General features: G+C 45.9%; 11 protein-coding genes. 4 read left to right on the top strand and 7 right to left on the bottom strand.

What is annotated here, in order from left to right; genetic code table 11:
- The 3 genes from A8L45_RS14230 to lolC form a co-directional block, all read right to left on the bottom strand.
- Nucleotides 1-492 (bottom strand): ABC transporter permease (locus A8L45_RS14230; RefSeq protein WP_175401991.1); only part of this gene is annotated, 492 nt, incomplete at its 3' end.
- Nucleotides 485-1,180, bottom strand: a complete 696-nt coding sequence (gene lolD / locus A8L45_RS14225) for a lipoprotein-releasing ABC transporter ATP-binding protein LolD (RefSeq protein ID WP_068903408.1) — start codon at nucleotides 1,178-1,180, stop codon at nucleotides 485-487. The genes lolD and A8L45_RS14230, both read right to left, overlap by 8 nt.
- Nucleotides 1,173-2,372, bottom strand: a complete 1,200-nt coding sequence (gene lolC, locus A8L45_RS14220; protein ID WP_068903406.1) for a lipoprotein-releasing ABC transporter permease subunit LolC — start codon at nucleotides 2,370-2,372, stop codon at nucleotides 1,173-1,175. The genes lolD and lolC overlap by 8 nt, the downstream gene beginning before the upstream one ends.
- 287 nt (nucleotides 2,373-2,659) lie before the next feature.
- Here lolC and A8L45_RS14215 point away from each other — a divergent pair, with 287 nt between their 5' ends.
- The 4 genes from A8L45_RS14215 to A8L45_RS14200 are packed head-to-tail and all read left to right on the top strand — an operon-like array spanning nucleotide 2,660 to nucleotide 8,099.
- The gene (locus A8L45_RS14215; RefSeq protein WP_068903405.1) at nucleotides 2,660-3,217 is read left to right on the top strand and encodes a hypothetical protein; all 558 of its coding nucleotides are present in this window, start codon (nucleotides 2,660-2,662) and stop codon (nucleotides 3,215-3,217) included.
- Between the two features lie 12 nt (nucleotides 3,218-3,229).
- Nucleotides 3,230-6,694, top strand: coding sequence for a transcription-repair coupling factor (gene mfd, locus A8L45_RS14210; protein ID WP_068903404.1), 3,465 nt, complete (start codon nucleotides 3,230-3,232; stop codon nucleotides 6,692-6,694).
- Nucleotides 6,695-6,720: 26 nt separating this feature from the next.
- Nucleotides 6,721-7,503 carry a peptidoglycan binding protein CsiV gene (locus tag A8L45_RS14205; RefSeq protein WP_068903403.1) on the top strand — a complete coding sequence of 261 codons (783 nt, stop codon included), beginning with the start codon at nucleotides 6,721-6,723 and terminating at the stop codon, nucleotides 7,501-7,503.
- Between the two features lie 41 nt (nucleotides 7,504-7,544).
- Complete coding sequence (locus tag A8L45_RS14200) at nucleotides 7,545-8,099, top strand: GNAT family N-acetyltransferase (protein ID WP_068903402.1); 555 nt, start codon at nucleotides 7,545-7,547, stop codon at nucleotides 8,097-8,099.
- A 106-nt stretch (nucleotides 8,100-8,205) separates the two neighbouring features.
- On the opposite strand, the gene A8L45_RS14195 is transcribed toward A8L45_RS14200, so the two are convergent.
- The 4 genes from A8L45_RS14195 to lpoB all read right to left on the bottom strand — a co-directional run bounded on the left by A8L45_RS14195 (nucleotide 8,206) and on the right by lpoB (nucleotide 12,298).
- Nucleotides 8,206-9,495 (bottom strand): NAD(P)/FAD-dependent oxidoreductase, encoded by a 1,290-nt coding sequence (locus tag A8L45_RS14195; protein WP_068903401.1) that lies wholly within the window; start codon nucleotides 9,493-9,495, stop codon nucleotides 8,206-8,208.
- A 391-nt stretch (nucleotides 9,496-9,886) separates the two neighbouring features.
- Nucleotides 9,887-10,759 (bottom strand): DUF6279 family lipoprotein, encoded by an 873-nt coding sequence (locus A8L45_RS14190; RefSeq protein WP_083228348.1) that lies wholly within the window; start codon nucleotides 10,757-10,759, stop codon nucleotides 9,887-9,889.
- Complete coding sequence (locus A8L45_RS14185; RefSeq protein ID WP_175401990.1) at nucleotides 10,756-11,628, bottom strand: phosphotransferase; 873 nt, start codon at nucleotides 11,626-11,628, stop codon at nucleotides 10,756-10,758. The genes A8L45_RS14190 and A8L45_RS14185 overlap by 4 nt, the downstream gene beginning before the upstream one ends.
- A gap of 79 nt (nucleotides 11,629-11,707) precedes the next feature.
- Nucleotides 11,708-12,298: a penicillin-binding protein activator LpoB gene (gene lpoB, locus A8L45_RS14180; protein ID WP_068903397.1), complete on the bottom strand. Its 591-nt coding sequence runs from the start codon at nucleotides 12,296-12,298 to the stop codon at nucleotides 11,708-11,710.
- Between the last annotated feature and the right edge of the window lie 11 nt (nucleotides 12,299-12,309).

Genomic DNA, 12,309 nt, shown 5'->3' with positions numbered 1-12,309 from the left:
GTCTCCTTCTGACACGCCAAGGCGATCTGCCATTCCCTTCCCCAGTACCATAGCATCTGGATCAGAACTCAACGCTTTCCATCCATTTGAATCAATAAACTCGGAAATGGAAGACACATTGATTTCTTGCTGCGGATCTATGCCACTAATTTGAGCTGGTACTCGTTTGGCACCGCGTTCAAGCAATGCAGTGAACTTGACGTAAGGCGCAGCACCTATGACGTCAGGATGCTCAAGAGCGGATTTTTGCATCGCTTGCCAGTCTTTGACGGGTCCTTCAACACCTTCCAGCTGTCCATGAGCAACCACAGAGAGTACCCGGTTATTCAGCTCGCGTTCGAAGCCATTCATTGCAGACAGGCCAAGGATAACAACCATAACGCCGACGGAAATACCAATCGTCGATGACAACGAAATGAAAGAAACTAAAATATTCCTTTTCTGTGTCCGACTGAAACGACGCCCAATAAAGAGAGAAAGAGAACTACGCATACTCTGCCTCATTTGAGATAAGCTCACCGTCGAGCATTGTCATCTGACGATCCAGCTTTGCTGCCAGCTCATTATCATGGGTAACCACTAAAAATGTGGTGTTCAATTCCTCGTTCAAACGTCGAATCAGCGCGTAGATATCCAACGCTGTTTTATGATCAAGGTTCCCTGTTGGCTCATCAGCCAGAACAAGCGCAGGCTTATTCACCACAGCTCTGGCAATCGCGACGCGTTGACGTTCACCGCCAGACAACTCTGAGGGACGATGACTCGCCCGGTGATCAACCCCAACCTGTTTCAACATGTCATGGGCAACATTCAAAGCCTGCTTTTTAGCCATACCACCAATCATAAGAGGCATGGCAACATTCTCAGCAGCGGTGAAATCCGCCAGCAAATGATGGAATTGGTAAATAAAGCCGATTTTATCGTTCCGAATTTTTGACTGTAATGAGGGTTTGATAGCAAATAAATCCTGACCGTCAAAGTGCACTTTACCACTGGTCAAATCATCCAGAGCCCCAAGAATATGAAGAAGTGTGCTTTTTCCAGAGCCTGAACTGCCGACGATTGCCACCAGTTCTCCCTTTGCAAGAGAGAATGAGACACCTTTGAGTACGTGAGTCTCCATTCCTCCCTCACTATACGTTTTCGTAATGTCTGTACAGGTAAGAAGGGAGTTACTCATAACGCAGTGCCTCTGCCGGGCGGACCGAAGCCGCCGTAATTGAAGGGAAAAGTGTCGCCAGCAAGCTGAGACCAACTGCTGCCAAAATAATCGTTATTACTTGCTCATACTCAACAATTACAGGCAAACCCATGCCAGCGCCAAGTAAGGAAAGATTGAACAGTGTCATGATTGCATTGAGGTTCATGGCTAGAAGAATGCCAAGGCCACCGCCCAAAACAGCACCGGCAATACCACTGCTTGCACCTTGCACCATAAAAGTGGCAATAATGCTCGTTCTGCTCATACCCTGTGTTTTTAATATTGCCACTTCAGGTTGTTTTTCCATGACCACCATGATCAAGGCTGAGATAATGTTAAATGCAGCAACCAAGACGATAAGGCTGAGCATCAAACCCATCATGTTTTTTTCCATTTTGACAGCCTGAAAAAGCTCTCCGCGCAATCGACGCCAGTCTGTCCACTGCCATCCATCAGCCACAGCGAATTTTTTTAATGAAGGAACGTCGAAGGGGTCATCGGCAAAAATACGCAAATCTGGAGGCGTGCTCTTTTTCAGTCGAAGCAAGGCTGAAACGTCACGGATGTTGGCATACATAATCTGACCATCAACATCGGTACGGGTATCGAATACGCCAACGACTGTAAAATTCCGATACGATGGCATGCGGCCGACTGGCGTATAAATGCTGGCGTTGGTAACAAACAACCTGACTTTGTCACCAACGACGACATCGAGCTGCCTTGCCATTTGCCGACCGATAATTACCCTATACCCTTTTGGTTCTAACAGAGAGACGCTTCCGGTGAGCATGTGATTTGCGATTGGCTCTGGCGCGTTAGGATCGATCCCTTGCAGTATCCCTGCTGACAGGTTCTGAGCACTCTGAATAACCGTATCAGCTGTTCGGATAGGTGCTACCGAGCTCACACCCGGCCATTGTCGAACAGTGTCGGTATCAACCGGATTATCTTTCTCTCCTGCAACATAAGCATGAGGCAGTACGCCAAGGATGCGCTCTTTCAGCTGTCCCTCAAAGCCATTCATCACCGACACAACAGTGATTAACGCCATCACACCAATGGTGATTCCTGCAGTAGACATGTAAGAGACGAAACGGCCAAACTGATCGCCTGATCGCCCCCTTAAATAACGAAACCCGATAAAAAGCGGTAATGGGTTAAATTTCATCTAATGTACTCAATTATCATTTTCACACCGATTTTAGCTTTAAAAGACAGAACAACCATCCCTCTTTGACCCGACTCTGCCAATGTTAGGAGTGTCTGAGAACGATGTTTTTTAACTTAACTTCTTGTTGCACCAGTATGATGAACAGAGAGACGCGATTAAACAAGTGCAATAACAGTTGTGCCTCACATAGCTCTGTTGTTTGCTCAACAGATAATCACTCACTGGCTTGTAGTATTGGAAGGGCTGCGTGATAATCATTAGATCACAACGGATTAGGTTAACACATGAGCCAGGACGAATACTTCTCTGTCACAGTCAATCTCAGAATCAATGCCCGGTTACTCGATATCGATCAAAATCTGCCTGAGCAAGAAGAGTTTGAGAATGAAATTCCCTCCTCATTCAGACTTGCAAGTCAATTCAGTAAAATGGACAGTAGGTTGGACGAGCAAGGTTCAGTAAAACTCGACGATGTCACTGCGAGGCATATCCAGTTACAAAACGACAAAATTGACCTTTTATTGGGCTTTATGCTGTCGCAGCAAGATGATCCTGAGCAGAGGTACCATACAGAAAGCTTCGGAGCGAGCAGATTAGTTTTTAAAGGGCATGAGAAATGGCAGACAGGCCATTACGTCAGGTTAAAAATATTTATTGACCATCCTCCCTCTGCCGTTTATTGCTATGGAATCGTATCTGCTTGTGAAGAAAAAAATGGTCAGTTCGAAATTGCAATCAAGTATACTCACCTGCTAGAAGAAGACAGAGATGTCTTAATACGCGCAGCGCTCCACGAACAACAAAAACTGCTGCGGCAACGTGCTCTGGAAAGAAAGAACTAAATACCGCCTTATATGAAACAGTCTGAATTATTTTCTCTGCCCTCACCCGTTAAGGCGGGTGACACTCGTGTCATTGGTAACCATGTTGGTTCGTCAATGGCTCTCAGTATTGCGACCCTTGCGAATGAATCGTCAAGGATGGCATTGGTTGTCGTACCCGACACGCAGACCGCTCTTAAATTACAACCTGAGATTCAACAGTTCACTCCCCTGACTTGTGATGTCTTCCCTGACTGGGAAACCCTGCCGTACGATAACTTTTCGCCGCACCAGGACATCATTTCAGACCGAATTGCCAGACTTTATCAAATGGCAAACCAACCCTCTGGCGTATTATTGATTCCAGTAACGACCCTGCTACAAAAAGTCATGCCTCATTCATTCCTGATGCAGCATGCACTTATGGTCAACAAAGGCGATGTACTGTCACTGGAGAAACTAAGAAGCCGACTGGAATTGTCAGGTTATCGTCATGTCGATCAGGTGATGGAGCATGGCGAATATGCCAGCCGCGGTTCAATTCTTGATCTCTTTCCCATGGGGTCCGGTCAACCTTATCGCATCGACTTCTTTGATGATGAAGTGGACAGTATTCGCGGCTTTGACCCTGAGAATCAGCGCTCAGTTGCAGAACTGGAAAGCCTTCAGCTGTTGCCAGCACACGAATTCCCGACGAACGATGACGCGGTTGAGAACTTCAGAATGCGCTGGCGTGAGCGCTTTGATGCCCGTCGTGAACCAGAATCGATTTATCAGCAGGTCAGTAAAAAAGTTTGGCCTGCTGGCATTGAGTATTGGCAACCGCTGTTTTTCGAACAGATGGAAACGTTGTTTGATTATCTGCCAGACAATACCCTACTCATTACTGTCGGTGATTTGGAATCTGCCTCAAACCAGTTTTTGAGCGATGTGGATTATCGCTTCGATCAACGACGGGTCGATCCGCTCCGTCCTTTGTTATCACCAGAAGAGCTTTGGCAAAACACTGAGCAGATGTTTAGCCACTTTAAAGCGCTTCCTCGCGTTAAGCTGCAAACAGCTGTCGCTGAGAACAAGGCTGGCAGACAAAACTTACCACTGGCCGACCTCCCGGATCTCACGGTGAATCACCAGTTGAAAGAGCCTTTGGTTGCTCTGCGACAATTCAGTGAGGGCTTCAATGGGAAAATCATATTCTCAGTAGAAACTGAAGGTCGGCGCGAAGCCATGCTGGACCTTCTGACACGAACGAAAATCCGCCCAATGGTCAGTGATTCCCTGACAGAGGCACTGTCAGCACAAAGCCGCTTTGCCTTGATCATCGGGCAGTGTGATCGTGGATTTATTTCAGAGAATCCAGACTTTGCATTAGTGTGTGAAAGTGACCTCCTTGGTCAACGCGTTGTTCAGCAACGTCGACGTGACAAAAAGAAGCCCGCAGTCAACAGCGACACGCTGATTCGCAACCTTGCAGAACTGCACGAAGGGCAACCTGTTGTTCATCTTGAGCATGGCGTTGGCCGCTATCTCGGTTTGCAAACACTTGAAGCAGGTGGAATAACCACTGAATATGTCACCCTTGAATACCAGCAAGGATCCAAGCTGTATGTCCCTGTCGCCTCACTGCATCTGATAAGCCGCTATTCTGGCGGTTCCGAAGATACCGCGCCATTGAGCCGTCTTGGTAGTGATAGCTGGGAGAAAGCACGTAAAAAGGCAGCCGAGAAAGTTCGCGACGTAGCGGCTGAGCTTTTGGATGTTTATGCCAAAAGAGCCATTAAACCTGGTTTTGCATTTAAACATGATAAAGAAGCTTACCAAGACTTTATAGCGACGTTCCCCTTTGAGGAAACACATGACCAATCGTTAGCAATTAATGCAGTCCTCTCGGATATGTGTCGTCCGATTGCAATGGATAGACTGGTGTGTGGTGATGTCGGCTTCGGTAAGACTGAAGTCGCTATGCGCGCAGCATTTCTTTCCGTTTCGAATGGAAAACAGGTCGCAGTATTGGTGCCCACCACGTTGCTTGCCCAGCAACATTATGAAAACTTCTGTGATCGTTTCGCCAATCAGGCTGTCAGGGTTGAAGTACTCTCGCGTTTCAAATCAGCCAAAGAGCAAAAAGCTATCCTCGCCGACTGCCGTGAAGGAAAAGTCGATATCATCATAGGCACTCACAAACTGCTGCAGAGTGATGTGTCCTTTGCTGACCTTGGCTTACTTGTTGTCGATGAAGAGCACCGCTTTGGTGTGAGGCAGAAAGAAAAAGTGAAGGCAATGCGAGCAGATGTTGATATCTTAACACTGACTGCAACGCCTATCCCAAGAACGCTAAACATGGCGATGAGTGGTATGCGCGATTTGTCCATTATCGCGACCCCGCCGCAACGGCGACTGGCAATAAAAACCTTTGTACGAGAAAGGGACAAAGCGCTGATCAGAGAGGCTATTCTCCGTGAAACGCTGCGTGGCGGTCAGGTTTACTTCCTTCACAATGATATTGATTCAATTGAGAAAACAGCAGATGAAATTGCTGAACTGGTGCCCGAAGCAAGGGTCACCACTGCACATGGTCAAATGAGAGAAAGAGAACTTGAGCGCATTATGAGTGATTTTTATCATCAGCGTTTTAATGTTCTCGTCTGTACAACGATCATTGAAACAGGTATCGACGTTCCGACTGCGAATACCATCATTATGGACAGAGCAGACCACCTGGGACTGGCACAATTACACCAGTTGCGAGGCCGCGTAGGTCGTTCTCATCATCAGGCTTACGCCTACATGCTCACGCCTCATCCGAAGCGAATGACCAAAGATGCGGTCAAACGTCTTGATGCCATTGCCTCTCTGGAAGATCTTGGCGCGGGCTTTACACTTGCAACCCACGATTTAGAAATACGCGGTGCAGGCGAGTTACTGGGAGAGGATCAGAGCGGTCAGATTCAATCAGTTGGATTCACTCTGTACATGGAAATGCTTGAGCAGGCTGTGGAAGCATTGAAAGAAGGACGTGAGCCAAGCCTTGATGACTTGCTGAACCAGCAAACTGAGGTTGAGATGAGGCTGCCCGCCCTCTTGCCAGAGAGTTATGTACCTGATGTTAATACTCGTCTGTCACTCTACAAGCGCATAGCGGGAACCAAAAACAGTGATGGAATTAACGAGATTAAAGTTGAACTGATAGACAGGTTTGGTCTTTTACCTGATGCAGCCGCCAATTTACTTACTGTTCAACAAATCAAAATTGATGCTGCCAGTCTTGGAGTCAAGAAAATCGATGCCCATGACAAAGGCGGTGTGATCGAGTTTAACCAAAACAGTCAAATCGATCCCGGCTTCCTAGTGGGTCTGTTACAATCAAACCCGGGTCGTTATCGGTTTGACGGACCAACAAGATTAAAAATTATTGAGTCGCTGACTGACAGACGCGAACGAGTAGGATTTATTTCAACATTACTCACGCAATTCTCAGAAAACCTATCGGCAGCCTGACTGGCGGAGTGGAACGGAGCAACACATTGAAAAAAATACTTGGAATTCTATTGTGTTTGTTGAGCTGGTCAGCCGTTGCTGAGCGCCAGTTTGACGTCGAAGTGATTGTATTTAAGCGCAATCAAAATCCGGATATGGTGAAGGAAAGCTGGCCGGAGCAAACACCAGCCATAAACTTCTCCGGTTCTGTACCTGCATCTAATAGTGCATCAATGCTGATTCATGACTTGCAGGTGTTGCCGAAAAACAAATGGCGGCTAAATGGTGTATATAAAAAATTAGCCAACCACGCTGGTTTTCAACCGCTTATCCATGTTGCATGGAGGCAAGGTGACGCAGGACGGGCAAAGATGCCGCCCATCAGACTAACAGCAGGTCGCAACTACGATAGTGAGTATTATGCAGACGGCACCCCAATCGCTGCAGGAGGAGCATTCACTCAGGTTTCAGATGGAACCGACAGTGAACCAAGCCGTGGCCCCCTATTCACTCTTGATGGCACGATCAGAGTCTATGTGCAGCATTACCTCTTTATAGAGACCGACTTGAGACTCAGAGAGCCCGGTGAACGTAAGCAACTCTCAGCAGTTAACGAGATACTTCAGAGCGAGGCTCCGGAGGGAACCACAGTGATCACTGGTGTTGAAGATGAGTCAACACAGGGGCTGACACAGCTGGAAAAAACCTACTCGGTAGACAAATTCCTTAGGTCATTTTCATTTATTCAAAAGAGAAGAATGAGAAGCGGTGAGATTCACTACCTTGACCACCCCCTGATGGGACTTATTATTCAAGTAAGACGCGTTTAAATATAAGCCCCAAGAATTGGGGCTTTTTTGTCAGGGTAAATATGCAACAAGACTTAGAGTTTATTACAGATCGCCTGATAATCAGGGCCTTAAAAAAAGCCGACCTCGATAGTTTTCAGCAAACGGTAGTCGCATCATCCGATACCGTTGGACCTTGGCTCGATTGGTGTCATGAAGGATTCGACTCACTTGAAGCCGATGCATGGATATGTCGAAGTCGCCAGAACTGGCTCACCGGTACATGTTATGAAATGCTAGTGCTGGAAAAAGAATCTCAACAGATAATTGGGGCTGTCTATCTGTCGCAAATTGACACATCATCGAATATGGCTAACTTAGGATACTGGATACATTCAGAATATCAGGGATGTGGCTTTGCGGTTGAAGCAGCAAATGTCGTCATTAATATCGCGTTCAGTCACCTTCTCCTCACCCGGTTAGAGCTCGTCATGGCACCTGACAACATTGCCAGCAAAACGGTAGCCGAGAGACTGGGTGCCACATTTGAGTGCAAGGCCAGAAACCGGATCATTTATAACGGGCAGCCGTTTGACGGTTTGGTGTATAGCCTTGTCCCCGCCGACATACTTGACTGACAAAGACAGATTTGATTACTCAACGTTCTTGATTTGATTTCCAAACACAATCTTTCGGTACAAAAAAGCTGCATGACTGCAGCTTTTTTCCTTTCTCTTTTTTCTGTCAATGCAGTTTAAGAGAGGGCCTAAGCACCCTGTTTATCCGACTGACAAACATCATCAAGCCAGTTTTAAATAGTCCATGAATCGCAATTTGATGGTTACGATAAAGAGAAATATAAACGATTCGAGCCAACCGTCCCTCAATCATCATACTTCCCTTGGTCAGATTGCCCATCAGGCTACCCACCGTTGAGAAACGGCTGAGAGAAACAAGCGAACCATGGTCTTTATATACGTATGATTTCATCTCAAGCCCTGACACCATGGCAACGATATTTTTAAAGCATAAGGAAGCCATTTGGTGTGCAGCCTGAGCACGTGGTGGAACCATAGAGCCATCAGACTGCTGACAAGCGGCACAATCACCAATGACAAAAATACTGTCATCCCTTGTCGTTTGCAGCGTGTCTTTGACGATCAACTGGTTAATTCGATTCGTTTCAAGACCACCGAACTCCTTCAGAAAGTCCGGTGCCTTGATACCTGCAGCCCACACCATGATACCAGCCGAAATCTTCTCACCCTCTTTCGTGATGAGTCCATCCTCTTCCGCCTTGACGATCATGGTAGACGTTTTCACGTTAACGCCCAATTCCATTAACTCGTTGTGAGCAGCCGAAGAAATACGCGGAGGCAATGCTGGTAGAATTCGCTCACCCGCTTCAATCAAGGTGACATTTAATTTTGAGCTGTCGAGACCTGAGTAGCCGTAGATATTGAGCTCACGCACTGCATTATGAAGCTCAGCAGATAGCTCTACGCCAGTCGCACCGCCGCCTACGATTGCAATATCAACACTGCCCTCTCCCGACTTCGTATGAAGCTTCAAAAACTCATTATTCATTTCAGTTCTGAATAAATGGGCTTGCTCGGGACTATCAAGGAAAATGCAGTTGTCACTTACACCCTGCGTATTAAAATCATTAGAGGTCGACCCAATTGCCATGACCAATATGTCGTATTCCAGTTCACGTTCAGGAACCAAAAGCTCGCCATCTTCATCTTTTAATTCAGCAAGACGAATGCACTTTCTGTCACGGTCAATATCGCACAGGCTTCCCATGTGAAACTCGAAGGAATGGTTTTTGGCATGAGCCCGATAGCTGATTGCATCAATCCCCTCATCCATTGCACCGGTCGCAACTTCATGAAGTAGGGGTTTCCAGAGATGGCTGGCCTTTCGATCAACCAAGGTGATCTTAGCTCGCTTTTTACGTCCGTATGTTCGACCTAGCTTGGTGGCTAATTCAAGACCACCAGCACCACCGCCGACAACAATGATTTTTTTCACGAATACATCCTCGTAACTTTAAGTAAATTATGTGCTTGTCCCGGTCAGACACCCAGACAAAGAAAATGGTTCGCACAAGGTTTTTGACGGCGATATGCCCTCAGTATTCGTTTTTTTAATCCCTGATAATACTCATCAAAATCATCAGGTTTTTCCCTTCCATGGCGCTATTTTGTAACAAATTTTCTTTTTCACCATTATACGGCGGTTTTGAGCTGGATCAATTTCTTATGTGAAAAACCATATACTTTCTGCATTAAAATAAGCGCTCGGCACACAAGAGTTTAGAGGAATGATGCTTTACATTCGATGGGTTAAAAAAAGAATGAAAGCCAGAACAATCGCTTGTTCTGACTTTTGTCTTAGGTACAAAAGGAAAAAATATTACACGTTAGTCTTTCATCAGTTGACTAATATCTTTGGACAATACTGCGAGATTCTCTCGAAAGTTACCACGTTGCTTCTCAGATAAATGGCGGTCCATTCGAAAGAGGACTTCATTTCTTCTCACGTTATATAGCTTTAGTGCTTGCTGGTCTTCAATCTTCATCATTACCAAATCTTCAAGGTAAGCATCTATTCTTTTTTCCAGTCCCGGTTGCTTTCTTGATGCAAGCATTAATTTCAAATCGTTTAGACGTGTGTCAGCGATCCCCTCAAACAAAGGCAACATCTCTAAATAATATCCGGCAATTTCATCAAAGAGTTTCTGTTGCTGAATATCGATATCCTTCAGCCAAAACTTGGCTCTTTTTTCCATTCTTGATGACCAATGGGAAATGGCCTCTTCCTCGGTCCTTTTCGCTCTTTTTTCACGCGACTCTTCGATATCTTCATTAATCTTATCGAGAAGATATGTTACCTGCTGGTCCGAGAGTGAAGCAAATAAAGAGGCAAGCGCAGGTGTCAGCCCCTTCATTGTCGCCAATACCCTCTTATTGACCCGGCCGTTGTACTCAACAATCTGGTTGTAATCTAATGGTTTATTGCTATTAGCCTGAAAGTCTTCCAGGAGTGCGTATATATTTGGAAGTTCGTGTTTGCGGTGCCATTTTTGGAAGGCGTTTACGTCTCTTTCAAACTTCTCTTCCTGCTCATTAGTCATTGGAATGTAGTCTGAAAGAAGGTATTTAGACCAGAAAGGAGCAGTGTTATATGCAAGACGATATTTGCAGCCAGAGACCGAAAAAAGTAACGCAGACAAAAGAATAATGTGCAAAAAATAACTGTGGTTTCTTGTCGTTATCGACTTTATGTCCTTCATGACCAATGTTCCTCAAGCTTAATCCATGATGCTTCGGCAGATTCCTTATAAAGAGATAGACCATATAGTCGGTATCCAAGTTCAAACCAAAGCATAATTAGATAATCAACAATGGGGGTTAGATCGATAATTTCAGTTCGCCAGACATCTGCATCATTGGGATTATTAAGTTCACAGTAACGCTCTAGTGTCGCATATATATCGAGCGAGTTGGCGCGACAGAAAAAGAGAAGATCCATCAGGGGGTTTCCTGCCGCGGCATACTCGAAATCTATTAATTTAAGTCCAGAGCTGGGGGACTGAATGAGATTGTAATCACCGAAATCAAAATGACAAAAAGCAGAAGAAATATTTGTTTTTGACTTGGCCTGCAGAAACCTGTCGTGTAGTACGGTGAGTTGCTGAATCTTCGCCATACCGTCATCTTTGGGTAAGTTATCGTCCGATTGGGACTTTATCAGCTCTAACAACTTATGATGGTAATGTGCCGCACGCTGCTGATGGTCAAAGTGGCGATCTGGTAATGGGAGCTGATGGAGCTTACCCAACGTACCAAGCATATCATCAAGACTCACGTTCTGTGCTGGTAAACCCTCTACCCAGTGTGTCAGCAAACCCTGCTCAAGCAGTAATAGTGGCGGTGCAGTCAAGCCAGCCTTGGCAGCAATATCAAGAGCGTTAAATTCCGCGGCTCTCTTAATATCAAACAATTCACAAGCTCGATTCACTGGGCGCCAAACGTACTTGTTGTCTTGACTATCGATCACTTTAAAACAACAGTTGGTAAGCCCTCCATCCAACGGGGTGATCGCTTTTACCAATAAATAAGGCCGCAGTAAACGCGTTACTGCGGCCATCTCTCGTCTCATAGCATCATCCGACATAGCGCTATCACTAGAGCTGTCGCCTGAGGATGAGCTATGTTCTGACATTGAGTTCAGAGCCCAATCACCAACCCAAAACTGAGCGTGATGATTGTTTGCGGATCTCTGTTTCGTCAGCCCACTCAATCAGCCCTGTTTCCAGATCCATGAGGCGCATTGTCATTTTGTAGTATACATCCTGCTCACGACCTGCCGTCTTGTTAATGCTGGATAGGTTACCGTAAAGCATGTACTGAGCACCGACCATTTTACCAAATTGAACAGCTGTGTTTGGGTTTACCAACTCATCGTTGTTCTGGAAATCAAGTTGCTTGCGAACAGCTTCAACACGAGTCATATCAACAAAGCGGAATTTACCAGAATTGAGCATACGGGTGCTGATACTGTCTGTGATCGATTCAGTGTCGATGTGTTCAGCAGTCTTATTCTTGATGGACTCGACGAAGACGATGGGACGCTTGGCTGCAGTAATTGCTGCAACTGAACCTGATGACAGCATACTGTCAGTCATTTCAACAGCAATCTTCTGTAAGTCTGTCGAACCGAATTCAATTGTTTTAGTCTCAACAGACTGGGCATCACCATAGCTAATTTTGTTGGAACAACCGCCCATCATCAGAGCTACGCCCATCAATGCAATGACGCTCTTTTTCATTTGTCTATCCT

The organism is Veronia pacifica (genome assembly GCF_001707825.1).
Classification (GTDB): Bacteria; Pseudomonadota; Gammaproteobacteria; order Enterobacterales; family Vibrionaceae; genus Veronia; species Veronia pacifica.
The sequence above is the reverse complement of the archived record's forward strand: the minus strand, read 5'-3'. Positions and strand labels throughout refer to the sequence as shown.

What these genes read in the sequence shown, in the direction of transcription:
- A8L45_RS14190 (WP_083228348.1), bottom strand. Translation starts at nt 10,759, where the DNA reads ATGAAGGACATAAAGTCGATAACGACAAGAAACCACAGTTATTTTTTG.
- lolD (WP_068903408.1), bottom strand. Translation starts at nt 1,180, where the DNA reads ATGAGTAACTCCCTTCTTACCTGTACAGACATTACGAAAACGTATAGT.
- lolC (WP_068903406.1), bottom strand. Translation starts at nt 2,372, where the DNA reads ATGAAATTTAACCCATTACCGCTTTTTATCGGGTTTCGTTATTTAAGG.
- A8L45_RS14200 (WP_068903402.1), top strand. Translation starts at nt 7,545, where the DNA reads ATGCAACAAGACTTAGAGTTTATTACAGATCGCCTGATAATCAGGGCC.
- A8L45_RS14215 (WP_068903405.1), top strand. Translation starts at nt 2,660, where the DNA reads ATGAGCCAGGACGAATACTTCTCTGTCACAGTCAATCTCAGAATCAAT.
- A8L45_RS14185 (WP_175401990.1), bottom strand. Translation starts at nt 11,628, where the DNA reads ATGAGACGAGAGATGGCCGCAGTAACGCGTTTACTGCGGCCTTATTTA.
- mfd (WP_068903404.1), top strand. Translation starts at nt 3,230, where the DNA reads ATGAAACAGTCTGAATTATTTTCTCTGCCCTCACCCGTTAAGGCGGGT.
- lpoB (WP_068903397.1), bottom strand. Translation starts at nt 12,298, where the DNA reads ATGAAAAAGAGCGTCATTGCATTGATGGGCGTAGCTCTGATGATGGGC.